Genomic DNA, 26,926 nt, shown 5'->3' on the forward strand with positions numbered 1-26,926 from the left:
CCCTTGTCAGCGGTCCTTTTTCCTGTAATACCTGTACAATGCACTATGATCTTCCTCCTGAATGGAGGCCTCTTCCATCAGTTCAGACATGATTTCCTTGGTCCGGCCGGTGATGCACAGGTTTTCGATGAAGCTTCCATCTACACTTGCGAATGCGTTGTTCAAATCTTTCATATGCAGCTTCATCTTGAATCCAGGCCGGTACTCGTCTTCAGCCATTTTCCTGAACTTGGCCTCCATCACGGCACTCCCGGCCAACCCGCCACTGATGGCGTCGTACACGGTATCCAGATCAAGTTCCATTTCTTCTGCAAGAGCGACGCCTTCCGACAGTGCGGCAATATTATTGGCGACGATCACCTGGTTGACCAGTTTCACGGCATTGCCGGACCCCACCGGACCCGTGTGCACTATGCTCGTGCCCATGCCTTCCAGTATCGGCCGCACCGCTTCAAACTCCTCCTCATCACCGCCTGCCATGATGGACAGGGTGCCTGCCACCGCTTTCTCTTCCCCGCCGCTCACAGGCGCGTCGATATACTGATGGCCGTGTGCATTGATCGCCTCGAATACTGCCTTGCTCGTCTCAGGGTTGATTGAACTCATGTCGACAACTGTCGTTTCAGGATTGAACTTCTTATACAGGCCGCTGTCGACGATGACTTCCTGCACTTCTGCCGAGTCAGGCAGCATCAGAATGATGACCTCCGACTTTGCAGCCACCGCTTCGCGGTCTTTCGTGACGTTCGCCCCGTAGCCGGCCAGCTCCTCGTTTGTATCATCATTGGAACTGCAGATATATACACTGTGCCCTTTTTTCAACAGGTTGATGCACATCGGCTTCCCCATTATTCCGAGACCGATAAATCCGATGTTCATTGAATCACTCCTAAATTTCGTAGTTGGTCACCATTTCCCATTCATGCATTTCGTAACCCCTTGCACCGTTGATGACATAAGGATCCTGTTTTACGAGTTTCTCCACTTCTTCATCATGTTCACCTTTATAGATCACGAGACCACCTGCACCGTCCGTAAAACGGCCGTTCATTATGATGACATCCTTCTCACGGAGTCCTTCTAAAAATTTTAAATGTTCTTCTCTGTAGGCCTTGCTTTTTTCTTCATCCTTCATCGGTAAGAACACCGCAAAATACTTCATAAAGACTTCACTCCATTTTTAATTAATGATATCAAACTTTTCAGAATAATTGAATGTGATAAAAAAGACGGACATAAACTATCGGTTTATGACCGCCAAAGAGTCAGTGCCCTGACCTTAATATAACCTGCAATCCGTCATTTGAAACATCGACTGACTGCATCCAGACCATGATATTGTCATCACTCTTCCGTTTCCACGCTGATATGCAGTTCCTCCAGCTGATCTTCGGATACGGCTGATGGTGCGTTCATCATCAAATCGCTTGCACTTGCGGTTTTAGGGAAGGCGATGACATCCCTGATGTTGTCGGTGCCTGCAAGCAGCATGACGAAGCGGTCGAAGCCGTATGCGATGCCGCCGTGAGGGGGTGCCCCATACGTGAATGCTTCAAGCAGGAATCCGAACTGATTGTCCCGCTCTTCATCCGTGAAGCCGAGTGTGCGGAACATCCGCTCCTGCAGCGCCCTGTCGTGGATGCGGATGGATCCTCCGCCCAGCTCATATCCGTTCAAAACGATGTCATAGGCATTGGCCTTCACTTCTTCCGGTGCGGTCTCAAGCTTATCCTCATCCTCTTTTTTCGGCGAGGTGAATGGATGGTGTGCGGCGGCGTAGCGGCCGCTGTCTTCATCGTATTCAAGCAGTGGCCAGTCCGTCACCCACAGGAAGTTGAACTGTTCCTTATCGATCAGTCCAAGATCTTTTCCGAGCTTGTTACGCAGGTTCCCAAGTGATGCATGGACGACTTTTTTCTTGTCGGCCACAAACAACACAAGGTCATTGATGCCGATGCCGAGCAGCGCTTTCAGCTCTGCCTGCTTTTCCTCATCAAAGAATTTTGCGATCGGTCCTGTGAACCCGTCTTCCGAAGATTTCATCCAGGCGAGTCCTTTGGCTCCATATGTCTTCACAAAGCTTTCAAGCTTGTCTATGTCTTTCCTTGAATAGGCATCCGCCTTATCCGGAATGACGAGTGCATTCACCATGCCGCCCGATTCTGCTGTGGATTTGAATACTTTGAATTCCGTCGTCCTGCTGAACTGCGTGATATCCTGCAGATGCAGATCAAATCTTGTATCCGGTTTGTCCACACCGTATTTCGCCATGGCATCATCATAAGTGATCCTCTGAAAGGGTGTTTCGATATCGATGCCTTTGACATCCTTCATGATCTGCGTAATCATTCTTTCATTCAGTGTGATGATGTCCTCCTGATCGACGAATGACTGCTCGATGTCGATTTGTGTGAACTCCGGCTGCCTGTCGGCCCTCAGGTCTTCATCCCTGAAGCATTTGACGATCTGATAATACTTCTCCATGCCGGACAGCATCAGCAGCTGCTTATAAATCTGAGGAGACTGTGGCAGCGCGTAAAATTCGCCTTCATGCACGCGGGATGGCACCAGATAGTCCCTTGCACCCTCCGGAGTCGATTTTGACAGCACTGGCGTCTCCACATCTATGAAACCTTCTTCATCGAGAAAACGGCTGACACTCTGTTTCAGACGGTGACGCAGCTTAAGTATGTCCTGAAGTTTCGGGCGGCGAAGATCCAGGTATCTGTATCTCAGTTTGACATCTTCGGTCACTGTCTCGTCCTGAATGTGGAACGGCGGTGTCTTCGCCTTGGAAACCACCTCAATTTCATCGACGATGATTTCGATATTGCCGGTATCGATGTTCGGGTTGACCTGCGATGCATCCCTTTTTGATATCGTACCGTTTATATTGATGACGTATTCACTACGTACATCCTCCGCCGTATTTAACGCTTTTTCCGAAATTTCCGGATTGAAGACAATCTGGATGACACCGCTCCGGTCCCTGAGATCAATGAAGATCAATCCGCCGAGGTCCCGCCTTCTCTGGACCCATCCGGATAATTGGACGGCTGCCCCCGCCTCTTTGCCAATCGTTTCTGAAATGAATGCTCTAGTCATTTTTAATCCTCCAAGTAGTTTTTCAGTTCATCTATGTTTATCGTACTGGACTCCCCGTCCTGCATGTTTTTAAGCTCCACCTCGCCGGAATTGATCTCGTCTTCACCGAGGACGATGACATGTTCAGCACGTTTCCTGTCGGCGTCCTTCATCTGGGCTTTCAGTTTCCTGCGCTTATAATCCATGTCCGCGCTGATGCCCTCCGTCCTGAGCTGATGCAGCAGAGTGCCGGCCTTATCGAATGAATTGTCATCCATCGTGCAGATGTACAGCTTGATGCCTTCCGGCTGTTCAAGCTCGATGCCTTCCGCATCCAGTGCCATCAAAAGTCTTTCTATGCTGAGCGCAAAGCCGATGCCGGTCTCATGCGGACCATCGAGCAGTTCAAGCAGGCCGTTATACCTTCCACCCCCGCACAGCGTGGTGATGGCACCGAACCCTTCAGCATCACTCATCAGCTCAAAGGCGGTATGCGTATAATAATCAAGCCCTCTGACCAGATTATAGTCGACTTCATAATCGAGGCCGATATCTGTCAGCTTTTCCTTCACTGTCCGGAAGTACGCTTTTGATTCATCATTCAAAAAATCATGGATGACCGGTGCAGTTTTAATGAGTTCATGGTCCCTGTCTTTTTTACAGTCGAGTATCCTCATCGGGTTCGTGTCGATCCTGGATTGGCAGTCGCTGCAGAATTCATCAATTCTTGGTTTGAAGTGCCTGACAAGCGCGTCATTATATTCCCTCCGGCTCTCATGGTCACCGATTGAATTGATATACAATTTCAAGTTTTTCAACCCAAAAGACTGGTAGATGTGCATGAGCATGCTCAGGACTTCCACATCGATCATCGGGTCCTCGACACCGATCGCTTCGATGCCAAACTGGACGAACTGGCGGTAACGCCCCTTTTGTTTGCGTTCATACCTGAACATCGGTTCCTTGTAGAACACTTTCACCGGCTGGTTGACATCATGCTGCATCTTGTTTTCGATATAGCTCCTCACGACCGGCGCCGTTCCTTCGGGCCTTAAAGTCAGGCTGCGGCCGCCCTTGTCTTCAAATGTATACATTTCCTTATTCACAATATCCGTTGATCCGCCGACCCCCCTCACAAATAACTCAGTCGCTTCGAACACCGGGGTCCTCAATTCGTGATAATTATAATTTGCAGCAATATTCTTCAGTCTCTCTTCTATGATCTGCCACTTATAACTGTCCTGCGGCAGGATATCCTGTGTACCTCTTGGTATTTGAATCATCTCATCCACTCCTCAAAAAAATAAAAAAGCCCCTTATACCATGAAGGTATAAGGGACGAAGTTGCCGTGTTGCCACCCTAATTTGATCAATCCACACCGGACCGATCCTTTAGCATGATAACGATTGCCACCGTCTGTACCGACAGAACCCTCTCCGAAGTGTCAGCAGATATATTTTGCAGGTGTCTACTTTCAGCATGTGTAAACATCTCTGGAGCCCGCTATGATATACCCTCTTCAGATAAAACGGTTGTTCATTCATATTAATATTTATAATAGTCATTATACCGTTTAAAGTCAAGCTGATCCGTTCAGGTAATCGTGAATACCTTCGACGATCGCCCGGGCCATCAATGCCTGATATTCTTCATCCGATAACAGCCTGTCATCGATTTCATTGCTCAGATACCCCAGTTCGATCAGTGTGGCCGGATAATCGAGCTGCCAGATCACCTGGAAGTTGGACTGCTGAGTGCCACGATTTCGGAAACTTGAATATTCATCCAGCGCAGCATTCATCGTCTCCGCAAAATCCCTCTGATGATCATAAGTATAAAAGGTGGTGAAGCCAGTGATGGAAGGGTCTTCCATCGCGTCACTATGTAAGCTGATAAACAAATCGCCTTCAGCTTCCCTGTCATCCAGCGAGGCATACTCGTCTTCACCCCTTGTGAAGACCACGTTGGCACCTGCTGCTTCCAGTGTTTCAGCGGTTTTTACTGCAATGCTGTAGACGATTTCGGCTTCCGTCTTGCCGGAGACACTCGGTGCACCGGGGTCCCTTCCGCCGTGGCCGGGATCGATGACGATCGTCTCGCCGTTGAAGGCGATATCCGACTCCTGGTCGAAGTCCATGGTGATACGGGTCCACTCACCATCTTCACCGCTTCCTGCAAATGCAGTCATTGCCTGAAACAAAAAATATACGGCAGATATGATCACCATCGCTGATACAATGAAAAACAGCGGAATGATATATACAGGTTTCCTGTGCTTCAGGAAGCCGGTGAAAGCACGCAAAAATCCGCCCGTCCCTTTATTTAAACCATTCATCAGAGGATCTTGCCCTCCCGCGACTCATAGATGATGGTGATCGGCCCGTCGTTGTTGATGTACACGTTCATATGCTCTCCAAAAAAGCCTTCTTTCACCGTAAGGCCGTAACTTTCCAGCGCCGCATTGAATTCTTTATACAATTTAATTGCCCGGTCGCCTGCCGCAGCTTTGGTGAAGCTCGGCCGGTTGCCTTTTTTGACATCTGCATATAATGTGAACTGGGAAATGCTCAGGATTTCACCTTTGACATCATCGATTGAAAGGTTGATCTTACCTTCCCCGTCTTCAAAGTTCCTGGACTTCGCTATCTTCTCAGCCAGTTTCACAGCATCGGCAGAAGTCGACTCTTCACTGACTCCGACAAGCAGTACATAACCGTCATTAATTTCATTATACAAGTCATGTTTGACTACACGCGCATCTTTCACTTTTTGCAGTACTACCTTCATCTTTCCACCTCATTTAAATACTCTTTCGACACTGTAGATATCCTTCAATTGTTTAATCTTATCAACAATACGGTACAGATCGGTCGTATTCTGCACCATCACCGCCACATTCACCCTCGCATTTTTATCTGCATCGCTTTTCGCATTGACATGGGTGATCGGGAATTTTGTGCTTGCAATGACATTCAATATCTCATTCACCATGCCGGTGCGGTCATATCCTCTGATTTCCAGATCCGCCTGGTACTTCCGGTCTTTGTTCTTGTTTTTGACCCATTCGACATCGATGACCCGTTCAGTCTCATTGACGATGTTCGGGCAGCTGGATACATGGACTTTGACCCCGTGGCCTTTGGTGATGTATCCGGTGATGTCATCACCGGGTATGGGATTGCAGCATTTCGAAAGGTTGATGAGCAGGTTGTCCATGCCTTCCACATAAACACCCGATTCAGTCGATATTTCCTTATAGTGGTGCGAGCGGTCGATTTGCTCCACCTCATTGGCCGTGGTGCCTTCAGCGGTCTTGAATTTTTCCATGAGGCGGTTGGTCACCTGCTGGGCGGTCACACCGCCGAACCCGATCATTGCAAACAAATCCTCTTCGTTATTCAGATTGTATCTGTCGAGCACCGGTTCGATGAATTTATCTTTCAATATATCGTCTGGTTTGTGGTCACGTTTCTTAATTTCCGTTTCCACACTGACCCTGCCTTTTTCAATATTACTTGCCCGGTCCTGCTTCTTAAAGAAGGACCTGATCTTATTTTTGGCACTGGACGACTTCACCAATTTCAACCAGTCCATGCTTGGACCGTACGACTGCTTGCTCGTCCTGATTTCGACGATGTCACCCGTCTCCAGAGGATGATCGATGGTGACGATTTTACCGTTCACTTTGGCCCCGATCATCCGGTTGCCGACTTCAGAGTGCACCTGATATGCAAAATCTATGGGTACCGCACCTTTTGGCAATTCCACCACATCTCCGTTCGGGGTGAAGACGTAAACCTTATCACTGAGCAGATCGGTCTTCAATGCTTCCATGAATTCCTCGGCATCCGGTGAGGACGTTTCCTGATCAACGAGTTCCTTGAACCAATCGATGCCTGTATCCTTGACCTCTTTCCCTTCTTTATATGCCCAGTGTGCAGCAACCCCGTGTTCTGCGATTTCATGCATCTCATAAGTCCTGATCTGGATTTCAAGCGGATCGCCCTGCGGACCGACCACCGTCGTATGCAGCGACTGGTACATGTTCGGTTTCGGCATGGCGATATAATCTTTGAACCGCCCGGGCAGCGGTTTCCAGATTGTATGGATCACCCCAAGTACCGCGTAACAGTCTTTGATGCTGTCGACCAGCACCCTGACAGCAAGCAGGTCGAAAATCTGGTCGAACTGCTTGCTTTGTTTTTTCATCTTTTTATATATGCTGAAAATATGCTTCGGCCTGCCTGAGAGACTGCCTTCGATGTTCGTCTTCCCCATTTCGGACTCTATCTTGTCTATGGCATCATTGATGACATCCTCACGCTCGCTGCGTTTCTTTTTCATCATGCTGACGATTTTGAAGTATTGTTTCGGCTCGATATATCTGAGCGCCGTATCCTCAAGTTCCCACTTGATGCTTGAAATACCAAGGCGGTGGGCAAGCGGCGCGTAGATTTCAAGTGTTTCAAGGGAGGTCCTGTACTGCTTTTCCTCCGGCATGGCCTTCAATGTCCGCATGTTATGCAGCCGGTCCGCCAGTTTCACCAGGATGACCCGGATATCCTTGGCGATCGCAATAAACAATTTGCGGTGATTTTCGGCCAGCTGCTCCTGCTGGGAGCGGTATTTCACTTTCTCAAGTTTGGTCACACCGTCCACGATGATTGCAACTTCCTCATTGAACATCTCCACAAGATCATCATAAGTGTAAATTGTATCCTCGACGACATCATGCAAAAACCCGGCTATGATTGTCGGGCCGTCGAGCTTCAGTTCGGCCAATATCCCCGCAACCTGCACAGGATGGAGAATATAGGGTAACCCACTTTTCCTGAATTGCCCATCATGTGCTTCAAAAGCCAGGTCATAAGCTTTTCCGATCATCTTCATATCTTCATCGGAGAGATAAGCTTCACACATTTTCATGACATCATCTTTAGTATATGGATATTCCCTGCTCATGACCTCACCGCCTTATTTTAAATAGATAGAACCATCATACTATAATTTATGGAACAAATAAATCCTGCTATAAAAAAAGCCTGATTTCCCAGACTTTTTAAGCATCATATGAGATTAATGAAACCGTTTCGTAACCTTCAAGAAGGTTTCTGCCGCCAAGATAATCAAGCTCGATCAGGAACGCGATTCCGGCAACGATTCCGCCGAGCGCTTCCACAAGTTTGATTGTGGCAACGATCGTCCCGCCGGTCGCAAGCAAATCGTCGGTGATCAGTACCCTTTGTCCCGGCTTGATTGCATCTTTGTGCATCGTCAAGGTGTTGGAGCCGTACTCGAGGTCATATTCATACTCTATGACTTCACGCGGCAGTTTTCCCGCTTTTCTCACTGGAGCGAAACCGATGCCCATGCTGTAGGCAACAGGACATCCTATGATGAAGCCCCGTGCTTCCGGCCCGACGACGATATCGACTTCTTTCTCTTTTGCAAACTCGACGATCTGGTCTGTTGCATAGCCATAAGCCTCGCCATCATCCATGATCGTCGTGATATCTTTGAAACTTACACCTTTTTTTGGCCAATCCTGTACTTCTGATACATATTCTTTAAGATTCATCATTTCCTCCATCATCTGCAATCAATAATTTAATATAGTTCTTCAATTCCTGGGTCGAGGACATTTTCAATTTTGCCTCAGATTGAATTCTATGATCGATTTCAGATCTAACTTTCGAATTTTCGACGTCACTTACAGTGATGTCGGTATTGGTGTCTTTCTTATTGATTATACCATTTTCCACTTTGATTTTCTGCAGTTCTTCCAGTATATCTGTGACCATTTTTAATATTTTCATACTGATGTTGAAGTGGCCGGCCCAGGCCCCTGCATCCCTGATCAGGTTGACGGACCGGTCCTCTTTTTCCCTGATCAGCTGATATATACCATTTACCAGGGTGAAATCAGGCGCGCCGGTAAAATAAAACTCGTCCCTTGTGTTGAAGATCATGATGATTTTGGATACGTGTATGTTCTTGATGGATACGGCGAGCGATTCCAGAGATTCCGGCAGATCACGCAATACCAGCGTATCGATTGCAAACGGGAGCTGTTCTCCGTAATGGAAATAATTCCCGCCCTTCTTCTCCTTGTCGCTGCTGATTAAAAAATGGTCTTCGGATGATATCATATCAAAGTTCTGGCTCACCCTGCTCCGCATGTCGATGATCTGCACATTTGAAATTTCCGCATCCTGTATGATCATCTGCAGTGAGCGCTTCTGGTTGAACTCGTTGATGTTGACCGTGCCGACAAGACTGATCTTATCCCCCACAGCCACTTCATGAAAGAGGTGCCCGAAATTGAAACCGATGGTATCGATTGAAATATCCTGAAATGATATTTTGATGTGATTCTTATCTTTACCCACCTGGCGCAGACTCCGTATGCGGCCCTGGTTGATCATGAAGGTCGGCCGCGCAAAACCCTGGCCGAACGGCTTCAGCTTTTCGAACCGTTCAAATTCAGCAAGTTTGAACTCATCCTTTTCCATCATCATATCGATATATTTTACAGGTTTTAAAGATAAATCCTTCTCTTTGAAATGTTGTTCGACGGATTGCCGGAACTCCCGGATATGTTCCATATCCACTTCTATGCCGAAGGCCTGAGAATGGCCGCCGATTTTATTGATGTATGCGTCTTTTTCCCTGACCGTCCCAAGCAGGTTCAACCCTTCGACGGACCGGGCTGAACCTCTGTAGACCTTCCCGTCGAGCGTGAAGACGATGGCCGGCTTGCCGTAGGCTTCCGTCAGTTTAGAAGCGACGATGCCGATGACGCCGGGATGGTAATGTTCACTGTACACGATGATGATGTCCTCATCCTCTTTGTACATTCGGTTCGCATCCGTGAATGTCTCCTTGACGATTTCTTTTCTTTCGTCGTTCAGAGACTCAAGTTCCGAAGCCAGTTCAAAAGCTCTTGTCCTGTCTTCGGTAAGCAGCAGCTCCACTGCGATTTCTGCATCTGCAATCCTGCCTGAACTGTTCAATCTTGGAGCGATGCCGAAACCGATGGTCTCCTCATCCACGACACCCGTATGTCCTGAGACGGAGAGCAGGGTTTTCACTCCTGTGGAAGGGTCGGAGTTGAGCCGCCTCAGTCCCTCGATCACCAGCTTTTTATTTTCCCCGGTGATACTGACCATATCTGCGACGGTCCCGATCGCTACAAGCGGAAGCATATCGTCCTCTGCAAGACCGAGGGCCGCGATCAGTTTGTATGTGACGCCCACCCCCGCAAGATGCCTGAAGGGGTAATTCCCTTCAGGATGGCCGGCGTGTACGACGACCGCCTCAGGCATGGTCTCTGCGAATTCATGGTGGTCCACAACGATCACATCAATGTTTTCACCTTTCAGATAATCGATCTCTTCCACTGCAGCGACACCGTTATCCACTGTGATGACAAGGTCATGACGGCCGGTGACACGCTCTTTGAAGAGATCGATGTTCGGGCCGTATCCATGATCCATCCTGTTTGGAATGATGTAGGTGACGGCAGCACCGGCCTTTTTCAATGCTGAATACAGGATGGCGGTGCTCGTTATGCCGTCAGCATCGAAGTCGCCGTAAATTAGAATGTTTTCCCCGTCATTCACGGCCGCTTCAATCCTCCTGACCGCTTCCCCGATCTCGAAGATGCCATTCTCATCATACAGCTGGACGTCGTAGAGGCTTTTAAGCTGTGCCTCTGTCGTATAGCCTCTCTTTTCCAATATGTGCTGTTCAAGATTGTTCAGGCCATACTTTTTTATGAGTGATTCAGCGAGCGCATCTCCAGTCTTACGGACTTTCCATTCATATTTGGATTTAAACATACAATCTTCATCCCTTTAAAAAAATGCCCGGAACATCCAGGCATTTTCCAATAATATTAAACTAAAATCTTTTCATCGTCCGGTTTCTCTTCTTCATAAACGACCAGTTCACCGTCGTTTTTCCTGAGCTGCTGTTTCTTCAGCACACCCCACAACTGGATGGCGATGAAGAATGAAGAGTACACGCCACTCACCAGGCCGATCAGGAGCCCGAGGCTGAAGCCGAATATCGAGTTGCTGCCGAGCACCACGAGGAGCATTACGACCAGTGCCACCGTCAATACGGTATTGATGGACCTGGTGGCCGTCTGCCTGAGCGATCGGTTGATGATCATATCAATCGTCGCTTCGTCCCGGATGACTTTGACCTTGCGGAGGTTCTCCCGCACCCTGTCCAGTGTCACGATCGTGTCATTGATGGAGTAACCGACGATGGTCAGGACTGCTGCGACGAATGTGATGTCCACTTCTATCCTCAGGATCGAGAACATGGCCACCATGATGAATACGTCATGCATCAATGCGACGACCGCCGGCAGTGCCATCCGCCATTCGAAACGTATGGAGGCATAGAGTATGATGCCTATCGAAGCAATCAGCAATGCCATGATTGCATTCTGCACCAGTTCCTGGCCGATGACCGGACTCACTGTGCTGGTCATCGGTACGACCCCGTACATTTCTTCGAAGGTGTCCTGCATGGCCGTCAGTTCGTCCTGCGATAAATCGCTGGTATACCTCGCCACCACTATATCATCCCCGGACGTCGTGATGCTGTCCGGCGGGATGCCGAGTTCGACGAGAGTGTCCTCGACTTCATCCACACCTGCATCCTCCGTGGTTTCGATGTCCGCGCGTGTACCGCTGGTGAAATCAACACCGAGGTTCAGGTTGAATGCCGCAAGCGCACCAAGGCCAAGCAGCAGCAAAATGCCGCTGAGGAGGAAGAATTTCTTCATATGCCTAACAAAATCGAAACGGTCCCAAGGGGTCGACAGGTCTTCTATATCCTTGCCTTCACTCAGCTTGTACCTGTCTTTCTCGCGGACGCCGAACAACCATAATTTATCGTTCAGGTAACCTGAATGGATCACAAGCCTCATCAGCACCCTGGTCAGGAATACTGCGGTGACGAAACTCATGATTATGGAAAGGATGAGCATTGTAGCGAAGCCTTTTACACTGCTTGTACCGAATGCGAACAGGACAAGACCGGCAATCAGCGTCGTGATGTTCGCATCCAGAATCGTCCAGATTGAATTCTGCGCCGCTTTTTTATAAGCTGTTTTAATTTTGCGGCCGATACGCACCTCATCTTTCAGGCGTTCATAAAGGATGATGTTCGCATCCACCGCCATGCCGACCCCGAGTATGAGGGCCGCGATGCCGGGCAGTGTCAGAACACCATTGATCATATTAAAACCGAACACCGTCAGATATATATAGACGATCAGCGTGACTGTTGCAATCAGACCCGGCAGCCTGTAGAAACCGATCATGTATATGAAAACGAGCATGATGCCGATCAGGCCCGCAAAAATCGTTTCCTGGAGCGCCTGTTCGCCGAACTGCGCACCGACAGAAGTTGAGTATACTTCTGTCAACTGCACCGGCAGTGCGCCGGAGTTTAGAAGGGCTGCGATGTTTTGGGCCCTTTCCACACCTTCCTGTCCTTCAAAACCGCCGGAAATCATGACTTCGGTGGAGTAGATGGGTTCACTGACTGTCGGTGCCGATATGAACTTGGGGTCTTCTTTCTGGATTTCCTCTTCGAAAGAATCTTCACCTTCCACGAAATCCATCCAGATGACCATCATATTCTCGCCGGGCGGACGTTCGGAAATCTCTTCCGTGATATCCCGGAAGTTTTCCGCATCCCTCAGTTCAAGGGAGACGATTGCATTGTTGAACTCATCGAAGTTCTGGCTTGCCCCGCCTTCCACCAGGTCCGCGCCGGATAAGAGGAGTTCATCATCCACATCGCGGATGGTGAGTTCCGCCTGGGTGCTGAGCAATTCCCTTGCCTCGGTCTGGTCTTCCACACCGGCAAGCTGGACTCTGATCCTGTTCCCTTCTTCTATCTGAATATTGGGTTCTGAGACACCGAGGACGTTGACACGTGAATCCAGAGTGCTGGCAGTGCTTGTGACTGCCGTCTCGTCGATTTCGTCCCCTTCATTCAACGGCTCCACTTCGTAAAGCACTTCGAAACCGCCCTGCAGGTCAAGTCCGAGGCTGACATCCTCCCCGACATCCTCTGCAGTGAGTGAGACGACCGTCACCAGTCCGATGCTCACGATCAAAGCTATGATTATGTAACTTAATTTATTCCTCAAGTATGACACCTCTATTTTTCACAAGTTAACGTACTCATTATAACGTTAATGATGTCAAATTAAAATATGAAAGCCGACAACGAGTGCCGACTTTGTATTATTTAACGACTTCTTTTAATGCAACTCTTTCGAATTTAAGCACTGTACCCTGATCATCAGTCAGTATGTACATATGTTTCTGGTCGAATGACTCGACACGGCCGTGGACGCCGCCGATGGTGATGATGTCATCGCCCTTTTGCAGCGATTCCTGCATTTCCTGGACTTCGCGCTGCTTCTTTTGGGCAGGTCGGATCATCAGGAAGTACATGACCAAAATGATTGCAATAAAAGGTAATAATGGCATTATGAATTCCATTCTTTCTCAAACACTCCTTTAAAAGTTTTTAGGATTTTCAACATTCAATCCATATGAGTCGAAAAACGCTTCTTTAAAATCCAATAAATTATCATTTAAAATCGCACTTCGAACATCTTCCATCAATTTTAACAGAAAATACAGGTTATGATAAGTGGTAAGTCTGAGGCCGAGTATTTCATCTGCTTTAAACAGATGGCGTAAATACGCTTTACTGTAATTTTTACATGTATAACAGTCACAATTCGGATCGAGCGGCGTGAAATCACGCTCGAATTTTTTATTTTTCACGACGACCCTGCCGCTGGAAGTCATGGTCGTCCCATTCCTTGCGATTCTCGTCGGCAGCACACAGTCGAACATATCCACTCCGCGCATGACACCTTCGATCAATGAGTCGGGGGAGCCTATGCCCATCAGGTAGCGTGGTTTGTTCTCAGGCAGGAGCGGAATCGTTTGTTCTAGCATCCTGTACATCACAGGTTTCGGCTCACCGACGGACAGCCCGCCGATTGAATAACCCGGAAAATCCATGCTCACCAGGTCTTTTGCACTCTGGGCACGCAGGTCTTCATATTCACCGCCCTGGACGATGCCGAAAAGTGCCTGATGTTTATCACGGCCCTTTTTGATGTGGTGCTCAAGACCCCTCTCGGCCCATCTCGTCGTCCGTTCTATGGAATCTTTCACATATTTATGCTCAGCGGGTATCGGCGGACATTCATCGAATGACATCATGATATCGGAACCGAGATCGTGCTGTATATCCATGGCGCCTTCGGGGCTCAAGAACAGTTTGGAGCCGTCGAGGTGGCTTCTGAAATGCACGCCTTCCTCTTCAATTTTTCGTGAGTCACTTAAACTGAACACCTGAAATCCGCCGGAATCGGTCAGGATCGGTTTATCCCAGTTCATGAACTTATGAAGTCCGCCCGCTTCCCTGATGAGATCACTTCCCGGTCTCAACCACAAATGATAAGTGTTCGACAGGATGATCTGACTCCCTATATCTGCAAGTTCTTCCGGAGTCATGGATTTCACAGTCGCCAGAGTACCCACCGGCATGAAGATCGGCGTATCAATCACCCCGTGGGGTGTATGGAGCTTTCCTAGCCTCGCCCCTGTCTGTTTACATGTTTTAATATGTTCATAGCGTATCGCCATCATTTTCACCTCCATGAATGATCATTGCATCTCCAAAACTGAAAAACCGGTATTTTTCATCAACCGCATGCGCGTACGCATCCAGTATCATACCCCTTGAACTGAATGCACTGACCAGCATGACAAGGGAGGATTTCGGCAGATGGAAATTGGTGATGAGCGTATCCACAGCCTTGTAGCTGAATCCGGGATATATGAATATATCCGTAAACCCACTGGCTTCTTTGAAAGCGCCGTGGTCCCTCATGACCGTCTCGAGCGTCCTCGTGCTGGTCGTGCCCACGCTGATGATCCTGTTGCCGGCACTTTTCGCCTCATTCAATATATCAGCGGTCTCACGGGAAATCAAATAATACTCAGAATGCATCTTGTGATCTTCAATCGTCTCGGCACTGACCGGCCTGAAGGTCCCCAGGCCGACGTGCAGGGTGATGTAGACGATTTTGACGCCGGAGGCCTCGATTTCTGCAAGCAGCTCTTCCGTGAAGTGCAGCCCCGCCGTAGGTGCAGCTGCAGAACCGGACTCCCTGGCAAACACCGTCTGATACCTGTCCTTGTCTTCCAACCGTTCTTTTATATACGGCGGTAAGGGCATCTCACCCAGTACATCAAGAACATTTTCCAGTATCCCTTCATGATGGAGTTTCACATGACGGATGCCCTCGTCGAAAGTCGCGGTGCATTCGGCGATCAGCTCGCCGTTGCCGAAAACGACCTTCGTCCCTGCCTTCACCTTTTTCGCCGGTCGTATCAACACTTCATAACCGTCTTCCAGCGGGGTGAGGAGGAGCATCTCGATTTTGGCACCTGTATCCTGTTTGACGCCATACAGGCGCGCAGGCAGCACTTTGGTGTCGTTAAGCACCAGAACATCTCCTTCGTTGAAGTACCGGACGACCTCACTGAATGTATGATCTTCAATGGTCCCGTCATTTTTGTTCAATGCGAGCAGCCGGCTTGCTGCGCGGTCTTTGAGCGGTGTCTGCGCAATCAGCGCTTCCGGCAGTTCGAAATCAAATTCTTCAAGCTTCAAAATCATTCCTCATTTCCAAAAACTTTCGGCTGTATACCCTGTTTAAAGTATTCATAACTTTTGGCTGTCGCCCTGCGGCCCCTCGGTGTCCGCTCGAGGAACCCCTGCTGGATCAGAAACGGTTCATAGACGTCAAGCAGTGTGATCACTTCCTCGCCTATGGACACTGCAACCGTTTCAAGTCCGACCGGCCCCCCGTTATATGTATCGATGATGGTGTTCATGATACGGTGGTCCACCGGATCAAGACCCATTGGATCGACTTCAAGCACTTTCAGGGCATGATTGGTCGTCTCAAGGGATACTGATGTCTCATCCTTGACGAGGGAGAAGTCCCTCACACGACGGAGCAGACGGTTCGCAATCCTCGGCGTCCCCCTCGAACGTCTTGCGAGTTCGACGGCACTGTCCTCATCGATATCGATGTTGAAAATCTCCGCCGTCCTGTGGACGATGGTGATCAGGCTGTCGATATCATAGTATTCGAGTCTCAGCTGAACACCGAAACGGTCGCGCAGCGGAGCGCTCAGACTGCCGAACCTCGTGGTGGCCCCGACAAGTGTGAAAGGCGGCAGGTCGATGCGGATACTTCTCGCCTCTTCCCCTTTGCCTATCACGACGTCGATGAAGAAGTCTTCCATGGCCGAATAAAGAATCTCCTCCACAGCACGCGGCAGGCGATGGATTTCATCGATGAACAGGACATCCCCCGGCTCAAGACTCGATAAGATGGCAGCAAGATCTCCGGCCCGCTCGATGGCCGGACCGGAAGTCGTGCGTATATTGACATCCATCTCGCGGGCGATGATGTTTGAAAGCGTCGTCTTACCGAGTCCCGGCGGGCCGTGTAAAATGACGTGGTCAAGCGCCTCACCCCTGATTTTTGCAGCTTCTATGAAGACTTCCAGATTCTTCTTCATGGCATTCTGACCGATATACTGCTTTAAATATTCCGGACGCAATGACATCTCCATATCCATATCTTCCAGATTCTGATGTTCATCTAAAATCCTGTCATCATGTTCATTCATAATAACACCTCTATTGAACTAATAATTTCAAGCCTGCTTTCACTGCGGCATCCACTGAACCGAAGTTTTCCTCCTGCAGTTTCTTCTCCACTTTTGCAAGTTCTTTCCTGCTGTAGCCAAGTGCCTCCAAAGCAAGCACTGCTTCTTTGACATGATTATTTCGGGCCGGTGCGGCAGTCCCGTCCCCGGCTTCCAGTTTGCCTTTCAGATCCAGTATGATCTGACTTGCCGTCTTCTTCCCAATCCCGGGAAACTTGCTCATGAACGCCTGGTCTTCCCGTTCGATTGCAGTGATGACTTCATCCGGTGCACTCGATGCAAGAATCGCAAGCGCACTTTTAGGGCCGATGCCCTTTACTTTAAGCAGATGCTGGAAGAGCTGCTTTTCCTCCCGCTCCTTGAAACCATATAATGTATGGCTGTCATCCCTTACGATCAATTCCGTGAATATACACAGTTTCGTCCCCTGTTCACTTTCGAACCTGAACGGATTCGGTACGTGGATCAGATATCCCACGCCCGAAACGTCAACCGTGATATTGTGCGGGGAGACGTATGCCACCGTACCTTCTATATACTGATACATTTCCTCACCTATTCCACAAATTCAAATTCTCCGCCGAGTATCCTGACAGTATCCCCTGCCTGGATCCCTTTTTCACGCAGGGCATCATCGATGCCCATCGAACGCATCTGGCGGGCAAACCTTCTGGCTGCTGCATCCCGGTTGAAGTCGGTCATCATGAACATCCGCTCGATGCTCGGTCCGCTGACGACATAAGCACCGTCGTCGTCACGGCTGACTTTGAATGCATCAGGATCTTTCTCATGTCTGTAGACGACACGCTCATCAGTATCATCGATTTCCACTTCAACTTCTTCTGCAGCATCAAGCGTATCCGCTATCTTATAAAGCAGAGGCTGAAGATTTTCATGCGTCGCTGCAGATATCGGCAGAATTTCTTTATCTTCCCCGACTTCCTGGGTGAAGAGATCGATGATCTCCTCATCTTCCAGCAGATCCATCTTATTCAGCACAATGATTTCCGGGCGCTCAAGCAGCACCGGGTTATATTCACCGAGTTCCCGTCGGATGGCATGATAATCTTCCACAGCATCGCGGCCTTCCATCTCACTGATGTCGACCACATGGACGATCACCCGTGTCCGCTCGATGTGCCGAAGGAACTGATGGCCCAGACCGGACCCTTCAGCAGCACCTTCGATGAGGCCTGGCAGATCCGCCATGACGAATGAACGGCCGTCTCCGGACTGCACCACCCCGAGGTTCGGGGAAATCGTCGTGAAGTGGTAGGCGCCGATTTTTGGTTTTGCCCTCGACACACTGTTCAGTATCGTTGATTTGCCGACACTCGGGAACCCGACAAGGCCCACATCCGCCATCAGCTTCAGTTCAAGCGTAACTTCGAACTCCTCGCCCGGTTCACCATTTTCCGCAAAATCCGGTGCCGGATTCCGGCTGGATGCGAACCTTGAGTTGCCGCGTCCGCCCCGTCCGCCTTTGGCGACGACAGCCTGCTGGCCATGTGTCGTCAAGTCTGCAAGTGTCTCGCCATCTTCGACTTTTTTAATCACCGTGCCGGGCGGCACTTTCAGTATGAGCGGCTCGCTGTTTTTACCGTGCATATTGGAGTTCATGCCGTTTTCACCGCGTTTCGCCTTGAAGTGGCGCTGGTAACGGAAATCAAGCAGCGTCCTCAAACCTTCATCCACTTCGAATATAATGCTTGCCCCGTCACCGCCGTCACCGCCGGCCGGTCCGCCGAGTGGCACATACTTCTCTCTCCTGTACGCCACGAGACCGTTACCGCCGTCTCCGGACTTTAAAGAAATCTTTACCTGATCTATGAACATATTCTCACCTCAATCACTTTAATATTATATCATTATTAAAAATACTTTGCCTTTTTCCTGTAATCAAAATAAAAAGCATCAGCAGCCGCTGATGCTTTTGGTTACAAAAAATTATTTAGCTTCCTGATATACGGAAACACGTTTTTTGTTACGTCCAAGACGCTCATATTTAACTACGCCGTCAATTTTAGCGAATAATGTATCGTCGCCGCCACGACCCACATTTTCACCCGGATGGATTTTAGTTCCGCGCTGACGGAATAGAATGGATCCACCTGTAACGTATTGACCGTCCTGTCTTTTAGCACCAAGACGCTTTGATTCGGAGTCACGGCCGTTTCTTGTCGAACCTACCCCTTTTTTCGATGCAAAGAACTGTAAGTTTAATTTTAGCATGTCATTCACCTCACAAATATTCGATTCTTATGTGTTCGCTGTATTCTTCTTCAATGGTCTTCAATGAAATGATCATCGCTTCAAGGATCGTCTGCAGTTTTTCATCGTCCGGATCGTCCACATCGAAATGTAAGTATCCGCCGTCATCATCCAATTCGATGCCCGGATCGGATTCCGTCATGGACAGGACTGCATTCACATTGCCGAATACGACTGCCGAAGCACCTGCACAGACAATGTCTTTTCCATATTCACCAAAGCCCGCATGACCGCTCATCTCGAAAGATTCGATCCGGCCAGCCTGATCTTTATGAATATCGACTCTGATCATCAGGCTTCGATCTTTTCAATAGTCAGTTTTGTATAAGGCTGACGATGTCCCTGTTTACGCTTGTAGTTCTTTCTGCGTTTGAATTTGACAACTGTGATTTTCTTGCCGCGGCCGTGTTTTTCAACTTTTGCCGAAACAGTCGCGCCTTCTACTGTAGGAGCACCGACTTTGACGCTGTCTCCTCCGACTAGAAGCACTTTGTCAAAAGTGAAGGTTGCACCTTCTTCTGCTTCCAGTTTTTCAACAAAGATCGTCTGACCTTCTTCTACTTTAACCTGCTTACCGCCGGTTTCAATGATTGCAAACATACTTACACCTCCTGATTTGTTTAAGACACGCCATCCATGGGTGGCCTCAACACTTGAACCCATGATTGTGCGGTTGATGTTTACAAATTTATCAACTTCTAGATTATACCAACCGACAACTTCAATGTCAATGTTTCGGCAGGAGGTTTTTACGGACTTTCGAAGTCTGCAGAGTGATGATGAAGACGATGATGAAAAGCAGCGCATTCAAAATCAGGCTCGGCAGGCCCCTGAGTGCGATATAGTCGAATATCGGCAGGGTGACGAGCCCGAGTATCCTGTAGATTGTATAGATGTACGCATCGTACAAAAATGTCAGGGTGAGCACCACGAAAGCCATCGCTACGAAATCCTTATAAAATACACGGAAGGCGGTATGCATGAAAAAGACGAACGCCACCATACCAAATGTATGTACACCATAGACGAGGCCGCTGTAAATATCGATCAAAATACCGAAAACGATGGCGAAGAAGCTGCTGATCGATCGGTTGATGTAGACCGACATCAAGAGGATGAACATCAGAAGCATCTTGGGCACCGTATATATGGTCAACCGGCCCGCATCGAACGGGCTGAAGTCCGCAAATAGAAAATCACCGTACATCAGCACGAGCGCCATGAGGAATATCACTATCATCCTCATATCATTCACCCAGCGAATCCGGATCGCGTTCCAGCACGAACACGACATCCACTTCGGATGGGTCGCTTGCCAGCTGGATGAATGCGTTCTGACTCAATCCGTACTCATCATTTTCAACCCGCACCACTTCACCCACAATCAGGCCTTCCGGGAAATCACCGACAAGACCGCTGGTGAACACGGCATCGCCGGGCTCGATGGTTGCGGTGTTTTGTATATTGTCGACGACAAGCAGGCCTCTTTCACTATTATAATGATCAATCGCACCGTATATGGTGGCATCACCGTTATGAATCTCGACCGACAGGTTGTTCTGGGAAACGCTGGTCGTGATCATTTCAACGAAGCTCGAGTTCCCGTTCACACGCCTGACCATCCCGATGAGCCCTTCAGGCGTCATGACGGCCATCCCCTCTTCAATGCCGTCATTTTCCCCCTTATCAATGGTGAAATTGTTCAGCCACTGATCCTGGGAACGGGATATCACCCGTGAATTGATCGTGTCGTAATTCCTTTTTGCACTGACTTCAAGCGCATCCCTCAGCCTCTCGTTCTCAGCTTCAAGGCGTCCTATATCGGCATGCATCTGCGGCACCATTTCCAGCTGTGTCCGGAGTGCTTCATTTTCCGCCGCTGCACCGAACAATTCTGTAATATTTGTGAAAATGTTGGACACGAAGTGCACAGGCGCCCCGATTATGGACTGTGAGGCAGCAACGGTATCACCCGTGAACTGTTCCGCTTTGGTGGTCGACGACCTGTCCGTCATCGAAAACCCTATGAACACTATCAATATTATGATGCCGAATAGGATGATCAACATCTTATTCCTGTTTAAAAGTTTATTCACCGAGCCACTCCTCCAGTAGACTATGTATATAAGAGAATACCATAAACCATGAGCCATAAGAAATACATATATCGTCGAATAAGCACATAAAAACAGGGGCCGGTTTCCCGGCCCCTTTTATGAAAGATAATAATATAATATATGATATCTAGAACAGAGCGTTCTATCAAAAGGTGTTGTTCGTTCGAACAAGTGACCTTGTTATGTCGTCTTCGTGTAACTATATGGTAACCATATCCCACTTATGAATCAAGGGTTATCGGCAAGATTTAATTTACATATCACACTTTCCATGCATACGGCATATTTCCGGGTTTCAGTCGCGGAAATTTACCAAAACCCGGCCTGGCGATTGCCAATTCAATGAAAAACCAGTACCTTAAAAGTAACAAGATATGAGAGGTGTGGAACCATGTACAAAAATATACTGCTGCCATACGATTTCGGAAATTCTTTCAGCAACGTGCCCGGGCAGCTGAAAAAGCTGGCCGGGGACGACCCGGATCATATGATCACCATTTTCCATGTCATTCCTGAAGGTGAACTTGCTAACAGTGTCAGGTATGCAGGGAAACACTTCGAGACGCTCGCCGGGGACAAAAAGGAACAATTGAAACCATTCACCGATCAATTGGATGAGCTCGGTTTGAATTACCAGTTTGAATTCGCATCCGGTTTGATCACCCAGACGCTTTTAAAGCAGATCAATGAAAATCACTATGATGTGGTGGTCATGAGCAACAAACGTTCCCGCCGTGACATCAAACATGTGCTGGGACACGTCACCCACAAGATTGCCAAACGCGTCAATACACCGGTTCTTATAGTCAAATGACTCATACCGCAACTCATCCGGGAAGGACGGATTCGTAATGCTGGTCAATATCATACTGATCATTCTGATGATCGAGGGCATCTTCCTGTTTTTCTACGCATTGCAAAAACAGTCGCAGCTCTTTTTCTTTCTCGGGCTGACATCCATCTTCATTCCGATCGTCTACTTCATCAGCGGATTCACCTTCATGCCTCTGATCCCGGTGATGGCTCTGATCGTCACTTATATGGCAAAGAGGAAAATTCCGCTCGTCTGAACAGGAAAAGCCCGCAAACCATGAGGTTTGCGGGCTTTTCCAATCCAAAATATTTATTCATCCCACAAATGTGATATGTTTTTGAGCCTTTCTATGCACTCATCCAAGTCTGCATCATCCACAGCCAGTGATATACGGATGAACGCCTTGCCCCGGGTACCGAACGGGATCCCCGGAGTTGCCAGGATGGATGCTTCCTTAAGCAGGTATTTCACGAAGCCCTCACCGTCGAACCCTTCAGGCACACGGATCCAACCGAATATGCCACCTTCGATCGGCCGTATGGGGATCCCCGCTTCCGAGAGTGCCCCGATCACCTTATCTTTCCTCGCTTTGAAAATCTCATTCTGGCGGATCAAAAAGTCATCTTCTTCATTCAGCGCCGTGATGGAGGCTTCCTGCAGCACACCCCACATGCCTGTCTGAGTATGATCCTGATAAATGTTGATCGCTTCGATCATCTCTTTATTGCCCACCGCAAACCCGGAGCGGAACCCGGACATATTGTAGCTTTTCGAAAATGAATACACTTCGACCGCCGTTGAGAATTCCCGATCGCTTTGAAGGATGCTTGGATGCCCACCTCCATAGCCGAAGGCAGCATATGCAAAGTCATGTACGATTTTAGTGCCTGTGTTTTTGAATCGGCTGACGGTCTCTTCAAAAAATTCCTTCGTCGCCACCGTACCGAGCGGATTGGAAGGGTAGTTCAGATAGATCAGCCGGGCATTATCGAGCTCATCCGGATCGAGTGACTCATAGTCAGGCAGGAAGTTGTTTTCCGCCAGCAGTGGCAGATCATACCTGATGCCCCTGGCAAGGTCCACACCCGCCCCATAATCCGCATAACCCGGGTCCGGCAGATAGACACCCTCGCCGGGCTCGATGAAGATCATCGGAAACTGGACGAGCATGCTTTTCGTACCGTAAAGGATCGCAATGTTTTCATCCTTCAGTTCAACATCATAATGCCTCCTATAAAAATCAATGATCGCTTTTTTGAATGACGGCCGTCCGCGAAAGCCGGGATATTTATGATTGAGCGGGTCATCGGCCGCTGATTTCACCGTCCCCATGACGGTCTCCGGCGCCGGTCCGTCCGGAATTCCGACCGCCATATTGATGAGCGGCTTTTCACCAATCTCCAGGTTTTCATCCAATGTGCTGACACTTGCAAAGTAGCTTTCAGGCACCGACTTCAATAACTCATTCATTCAAGTCATTCCTCCTCTTCAGGTTTATCGAACCCTTCAAAATCCTCATCGATGACGCTCTCAAAATAGTCGGACTGTACAGCTTCAACGAGGTCATCCGCGAGGGCACTGTCCGTGTCCGATGCGTTCATGACCACCTGATTCCTGACATATTCGTTCATGACTTCCAGGCCAAGAGCATCATTCAGATCCATACCGCTGGCCAGGGCAAAATTCCCAGGTACAAGCGACAGTCCGATCTGATCCACGCTCCTTGGCAGCTGTCCTGCATCCTGGAAGACGAATTCGAGGTTTTTATTGTTTGCGGTGATATCGGCCTCTTCGATCGCGAATGTGTTGGCATCCTCACTGATCGTGATCAGCCCGGCATCCTGGAGGGTGAGGAACCCTCTGGAAGCGTTGACCGGATCCAGCGGCAGCGCCACTTCACTGCCGTTTTCAATCGCTTCAATGCTGTCATATTCACCCGAATAAAGTCCCATCGGCGCCGTCGGCACCTGCACAAGTGCTTCAAGGTCGGTACCGTTCTCTTCATTGAAGTCTTCCATGAACAGGATGTTCTGGTACAGGTTCGCATCGAGGTCGCCGTTGTGGAGGGCGTTGTTCGGCTGTACATAATCCGTGTATTCAATGATTTCCACCGAATAGCCCATCTCTTCAAGCGGCGGCTTCAGCGCGAAGTTCACCATATCACTGAAAGGACCGGTGGACGCACCGATTGTGATGACCTCGCCTTCATCTTCATATAATAAGACACTTGACATGATGATGACACCCAATGTGCCTGCCAGAAACAATAAGATTCCGCGCATCTATTTCCCCTCCTCGCGGCGACTGAGGAAGTCACCGATCCATTGTATGAGCTGCACGATGATGATCAGTAAAATGACTGTGACCACCATCGTGAGCGTATCGTATCTGTAATATCCGTAGCGGATCGCAAGGTCACCGATACCGCCGCCCCCGACGACGCCCGCCGTCGCACTGAATGCGATGATGGTGATGATCGTGAGCGTAATCGCCTGGATGATCCCCTTCTTCGCCTCCGGGATCAGCACATCCGTCACGATCATGAACACAGAAGCACCGCCTGCGATGCTCGCTTCGATCACCCCGCTGTGGATGCTGTTGAAACTCGACTCGACGAGCCGGGCAAACAGCGGCACGGCAGCGATCGACAGTGCGACACTGGCAAACACAGGACCGTGCGATGCATTGACGAGCCATGTCGCAAAAGGCATGATGGCGACGATCAGTATGATGAACGGAAACGAGCGTATGACGTTCACCAGTGCCCCGAGAATCTGGTTCAAAGGTTTTATCTTAAACAACAGATGGTGCTGTGTGATGAACAATAGGACACCGAGCGGCAGCCCGACGAGCACCGCAAAGAAAATCGATATCGACACCATCAGCGTCGTTTCTAAAAAGGCCCTGTAAAGCAGCGGCCATAAGCTTGATAGATCAGTCATATATTTCAGCCCTTTCCACTCCCGGCGTCTTGTCGATACTTTCTATAAGCCGCCTGATTTCATCAGATTCACCCGACACCTGCAGCATCAGTATGCCGAGCGGGATGCCGTTGATGTACTCCACACGCCCGTTCAGGATGCTGATGGAGAGGTCATAGTTCCTGTAGAGTTTGTTCAGATGGTTTTCTTCTGCACTTTCACGCAGGAATTTCAAGGTGATGATCCGGTTCTCCGAAGTCTCCACGATATGAGCCGGCACTTCAAAATCATAAATATCCTGGACGAATCCTTTGGTCACTTCATGCTTCGGCTCACTGAAGATCTGATAGACATCACCGAGTTCGATGACCGCTCCGTCCGACATGACACCGACACGCTCTGCAAGTTCCTTGATGACTGCCATCTCATGCGTGATGACGACGATGGTGATGCCGAGTTCTTTATTTATACGCTTCAAAAGGTTCAGTATCGTCTTCGTCGTATCGGGGTCGAGTGCACTCGTCGCCTCATCACTGAGGAGCACGTCGGGATCATTGGCAAGTGCGCGGGCGATGCCGACACGCTGCTTCTGGCCGCCGCTCAGGTTTTTCGGATACACAGTCTTCTTATCCGACAGCCCGACAAGATCCAGCAACTGATCGATCCGGCCGTCCCGCTGGCCTTTGGGATACTCGGCCGCCTTCAGGACGAATTCGATATTCTCGGCGACTGTCTTCGATTCGATGAGGTTGAACTGCTGGAAGATCATACCGATCTTCTGGCGCTTGACCCTGAGGTCTTTATTGCTCAAGCCCGTCATTTCATCATCACCGACGTGAATCATGCCTGAAGACGGTGATTCCAGCATATTGATCAACCGCAGCAGTGTACTCTTCCCGGCGCCGCTGAAGCCGATCAGGCCGAAAATTTCACCTTCATGGATGGTGAGTGAAGTCGGCCGCAGTGCATTGATCTCCTTACCCTTATGTATATAAGTTTTGGAAACATCTTTAAATACTATGGACATGGAAGCCCTCCTCATTTTCATCAAAATAAAAAGCCATCTGCGTGCTGCAGATGGCCGGATGGATTATCGTTCAAGCATCTGCTTGTTGGAATTGGCACAGTGCCTGATGGCCCGCTGCCGAGACATCAGCGGGCCAAATCCCTCCGTCTGCTCTGGATAATTGCTATACAATTGAAGTCCATCATATATTAAAGGCGGCCCTATTGCAAGAGGGCCTTAAATGACTGGCACCTCATGGACGGGAGTCATTCCACGAAAACCTCTTTCTTTAGGTGGTAGATCTCTTCATCATGCTCTGCAAGCTTATCCCTTAAATAATGATGCGTCCGTCCGGCTTCCTTCAAGTCGGTCAGCGCTTCCGAATTGGCCACCACCTGCGCCTGGATGCCGTCCACCTTACGGTTCAGATCGGACAACTGCACTTCCACTGCAGTAAAACGGCGATCCATGGTCACAAACTTTCCATTAACCTCATCAAAGCGGCGGTCGATCACAATGAATTTTTCATCGATCTCGTCGAAGCGGCGGTCGATCACAATGAACTTTTCATCGATCTCATCAAATCGACGGTCAATTTCTTCAAACTTTTTCTCAAAACCGTCAAGTCTCTGGTCAATTCCCTCAAGTCTCTGATCAATCCCGTCAAACCTTTGATTCATATTCCCAAGCATCTGCAGCACTTGCTGTTCAAAATTATTCTCAGCCATCCCTGTTCCTCTTTTCGTTTGTTTTTTACATACACGCTAAAGACCATATGCACTCAAACTGTAACTGTGGACATGATGGTGATCCTAAAACGTTCAGCTGATACTCTGATATACAGATAGATCTACCTTGCTTGAGCAACAACCATTTCCCGCACCATCCTTTTCCCGTCAAACTGCATCTC

Annotated in this window: 28 protein-coding genes, 1 riboswitch and 1 other annotated feature; of the genes, 2 read left to right on the top strand and 26 right to left on the bottom strand. The window is 49.0% G+C overall.

The genetic code is table 11. The features are described 5' to 3' along the window. Nucleotides 1–6: 6 nt before the first annotated feature. The 21 genes from BUA12_RS02730 to mreC all read right to left on the bottom strand — a co-directional run bounded on the left by BUA12_RS02730 (nt 7) and on the right by mreC (nt 21,254). Nucleotides 7–879, bottom strand: a complete 873-nt coding sequence (locus tag BUA12_RS02730) for an NAD(P)-binding domain-containing protein (RefSeq protein ID WP_072708052.1) — start codon at nt 877–879, stop codon at nt 7–9. Between the two features lie 10 nt (nt 880–889). Beyond that, nucleotides 890–1,162 (bottom strand): YciI family protein, encoded by a 273-nt coding sequence (locus BUA12_RS02735; RefSeq protein ID WP_072708053.1) that lies wholly within the window; start codon nt 1,160–1,162, stop codon nt 890–892. 182 nt (nt 1,163–1,344) lie between these two features. Then, entirely contained in the window at nt 1,345–3,105 is a 1,761-nt protein-coding gene (gene aspS, locus BUA12_RS02740) for an aspartate--tRNA ligase (RefSeq protein ID WP_072708054.1), read from the bottom strand. Nucleotides 3,106–3,107: 2 nt separating this feature from the next. Next, nucleotides 3,108–4,367, bottom strand: coding sequence for a histidine--tRNA ligase (hisS, locus tag BUA12_RS02745; protein WP_072708055.1), 1,260 nt, complete (start codon nt 4,365–4,367; stop codon nt 3,108–3,110). 297 nt (nt 4,368–4,664) lie between these two features. Then, nucleotides 4,665–5,420, bottom strand: a complete 756-nt coding sequence (locus tag BUA12_RS02750; RefSeq protein WP_072708056.1) for an N-acetylmuramoyl-L-alanine amidase family protein — start codon at nt 5,418–5,420, stop codon at nt 4,665–4,667. Then, on the bottom strand, nt 5,420–5,872 hold the full coding sequence (gene dtd, locus BUA12_RS02755; protein WP_072708058.1) for a D-aminoacyl-tRNA deacylase: 453 nt from the start codon (nt 5,870–5,872) through the stop codon (nt 5,420–5,422). Before dtd ends, BUA12_RS02750 begins: the two co-directional genes overlap by 1 nt. 9 nt (nt 5,873–5,881) lie before the next feature. Next, complete coding sequence (locus BUA12_RS02760) at nt 5,882–8,047, bottom strand: RelA/SpoT family protein (protein ID WP_072708060.1); 2,166 nt, start codon at nt 8,045–8,047, stop codon at nt 5,882–5,884. A 97-nt stretch (nt 8,048–8,144) separates the two neighbouring features. Continuing rightward, nucleotides 8,145–8,663, bottom strand: coding sequence for an adenine phosphoribosyltransferase (locus BUA12_RS02765; RefSeq protein ID WP_072708062.1), 519 nt, complete (start codon nt 8,661–8,663; stop codon nt 8,145–8,147). Next, the gene (gene recJ / locus BUA12_RS02770) at nt 8,653–10,926 is read right to left on the bottom strand and encodes a single-stranded-DNA-specific exonuclease RecJ (RefSeq protein ID WP_072708064.1); all 2,274 of its coding nucleotides are present in this window, start codon (nt 10,924–10,926) and stop codon (nt 8,653–8,655) included. The genes BUA12_RS02765 and recJ overlap by 11 nt, the downstream gene beginning before the upstream one ends. 56 nt (nt 10,927–10,982) lie before the next feature. After that, nucleotides 10,983–13,262, bottom strand: a complete 2,280-nt coding sequence (gene secD / locus BUA12_RS02775) for a protein translocase subunit SecD (RefSeq protein ID WP_072708066.1) — start codon at nt 13,260–13,262, stop codon at nt 10,983–10,985. Nucleotides 13,263–13,359: 97 nt separating this feature from the next. Further along, nucleotides 13,360–13,620 (bottom strand): preprotein translocase subunit YajC, encoded by a 261-nt coding sequence (yajC, locus tag BUA12_RS02780; RefSeq protein ID WP_072708068.1) that lies wholly within the window; start codon nt 13,618–13,620, stop codon nt 13,360–13,362. A gap of 18 nt (nt 13,621–13,638) precedes the next feature. Then, the gene (gene tgt, locus BUA12_RS02785) at nt 13,639–14,787 is read right to left on the bottom strand and encodes a tRNA guanosine(34) transglycosylase Tgt (RefSeq protein ID WP_072708070.1); all 1,149 of its coding nucleotides are present in this window, start codon (nt 14,785–14,787) and stop codon (nt 13,639–13,641) included. Next, the gene (queA, locus tag BUA12_RS02790; RefSeq protein WP_072708883.1) at nt 14,768–15,817 is read right to left on the bottom strand and encodes a tRNA preQ1(34) S-adenosylmethionine ribosyltransferase-isomerase QueA; all 1,050 of its coding nucleotides are present in this window, start codon (nt 15,815–15,817) and stop codon (nt 14,768–14,770) included. The genes tgt and queA overlap by 20 nt, the downstream gene beginning before the upstream one ends. Nucleotides 15,818–15,819: 2 nt before the next feature. Next, on the bottom strand, nt 15,820–16,848 hold the full coding sequence (ruvB, locus tag BUA12_RS02795) for a Holliday junction branch migration DNA helicase RuvB (protein ID WP_072708073.1): 1,029 nt from the start codon (nt 16,846–16,848) through the stop codon (nt 15,820–15,822). A gap of 10 nt (nt 16,849–16,858) precedes the next feature. Further along, nucleotides 16,859–17,434, bottom strand: coding sequence for a Holliday junction branch migration protein RuvA (gene ruvA, locus BUA12_RS02800; RefSeq protein WP_072708075.1), 576 nt, complete (start codon nt 17,432–17,434; stop codon nt 16,859–16,861). Nucleotides 17,435–17,442: 8 nt separating this feature from the next. Next, nucleotides 17,443–18,723, bottom strand: a complete 1,281-nt coding sequence (gene obgE, locus BUA12_RS02805) for a GTPase ObgE (protein ID WP_072708077.1) — start codon at nt 18,721–18,723, stop codon at nt 17,443–17,445. A 111-nt stretch (nt 18,724–18,834) separates the two neighbouring features. Further along, entirely contained in the window at nt 18,835–19,119 is a 285-nt protein-coding gene (gene rpmA / locus BUA12_RS02810; protein WP_072708079.1) for a 50S ribosomal protein L27, read from the bottom strand. Between the two features lie 10 nt (nt 19,120–19,129). Further along, nucleotides 19,130–19,450, bottom strand: a complete 321-nt coding sequence (locus BUA12_RS02815; protein ID WP_072708081.1) for a ribosomal-processing cysteine protease Prp — start codon at nt 19,448–19,450, stop codon at nt 19,130–19,132. Beyond that, the gene (gene rplU, locus BUA12_RS02820; protein ID WP_072708083.1) at nt 19,450–19,758 is read right to left on the bottom strand and encodes a 50S ribosomal protein L21; all 309 of its coding nucleotides are present in this window, start codon (nt 19,756–19,758) and stop codon (nt 19,450–19,452) included. The genes BUA12_RS02815 and rplU overlap by 1 nt, the downstream gene beginning before the upstream one ends. Nucleotides 19,759–19,771: 13 nt before the next feature. After that, nucleotides 19,772–19,843, bottom strand: a sequence feature (ribosomal protein L21 leader region). A gap of 42 nt (nt 19,844–19,885) precedes the next feature. After that, a complete protein-coding gene (gene mreD, locus BUA12_RS02825; protein ID WP_072708085.1) occupies nt 19,886–20,404 on the bottom strand; it encodes a rod shape-determining protein MreD in 519 nt (172 codons plus the stop codon). Nucleotide 20,405: 1 nt separating this feature from the next. Then, the gene (gene mreC, locus BUA12_RS02830; protein WP_072708087.1) at nt 20,406–21,254 is read right to left on the bottom strand and encodes a rod shape-determining protein MreC; all 849 of its coding nucleotides are present in this window, start codon (nt 21,252–21,254) and stop codon (nt 20,406–20,408) included. A 412-nt stretch (nt 21,255–21,666) separates the two neighbouring features. On the opposite strand from mreC, the gene BUA12_RS02835 reads away from it, so the two are divergent. Continuing rightward, nucleotides 21,667–22,089, top strand: coding sequence for a universal stress protein (locus BUA12_RS02835; RefSeq protein WP_072708089.1), 423 nt, complete (start codon nt 21,667–21,669; stop codon nt 22,087–22,089). A gap of 37 nt (nt 22,090–22,126) precedes the next feature. Further along, entirely contained in the window at nt 22,127–22,345 is a 219-nt protein-coding gene (locus tag BUA12_RS02840; protein WP_072708091.1) for a hypothetical protein, read from the top strand. 53 nt (nt 22,346–22,398) lie between these two features. Here BUA12_RS02840 and BUA12_RS02845 read toward each other — a convergent pair whose 3' ends face one another. The 5 genes from BUA12_RS02845 to BUA12_RS02865 all read right to left on the bottom strand — a co-directional run bounded on the left by BUA12_RS02845 (nt 22,399) and on the right by BUA12_RS02865 (nt 26,744). Further along, entirely contained in the window at nt 22,399–23,559 is a 1,161-nt protein-coding gene (locus tag BUA12_RS02845; protein WP_072708093.1) for an aminotransferase class I/II-fold pyridoxal phosphate-dependent enzyme, read from the bottom strand. Between the two features lie 5 nt (nt 23,560–23,564). Then, entirely contained in the window at nt 23,565–24,371 is an 807-nt protein-coding gene (locus BUA12_RS02850; RefSeq protein ID WP_072708095.1) for a MetQ/NlpA family ABC transporter substrate-binding protein, read from the bottom strand. Beyond that, nucleotides 24,372–25,031, bottom strand: a complete 660-nt coding sequence (locus BUA12_RS02855; RefSeq protein WP_072708097.1) for a methionine ABC transporter permease — start codon at nt 25,029–25,031, stop codon at nt 24,372–24,374. Continuing rightward, nucleotides 25,024–26,037: a methionine ABC transporter ATP-binding protein gene (locus tag BUA12_RS02860; RefSeq protein ID WP_072708099.1), complete on the bottom strand. Its 1,014-nt coding sequence runs from the start codon at nt 26,035–26,037 to the stop codon at nt 25,024–25,026. The genes BUA12_RS02855 and BUA12_RS02860 overlap by 8 nt, the downstream gene beginning before the upstream one ends. Before the next feature lie 60 nt (nt 26,038–26,097). After that, a riboswitch (SAM riboswitch) is annotated at nt 26,098–26,200 on the bottom strand. Between the two features lie 82 nt (nt 26,201–26,282). Continuing rightward, entirely contained in the window at nt 26,283–26,744 is a 462-nt protein-coding gene (locus BUA12_RS02865) for a hypothetical protein (RefSeq protein ID WP_084669854.1), read from the bottom strand. Nucleotides 26,745–26,926 lie beyond the last annotated feature (182 nt).

The organism is Lacicoccus alkaliphilus DSM 16010 (assembly GCF_900142805.1).
GTDB lineage: Bacteria > Bacillota > Bacilli > Staphylococcales > Salinicoccaceae > Lacicoccus > Lacicoccus alkaliphilus.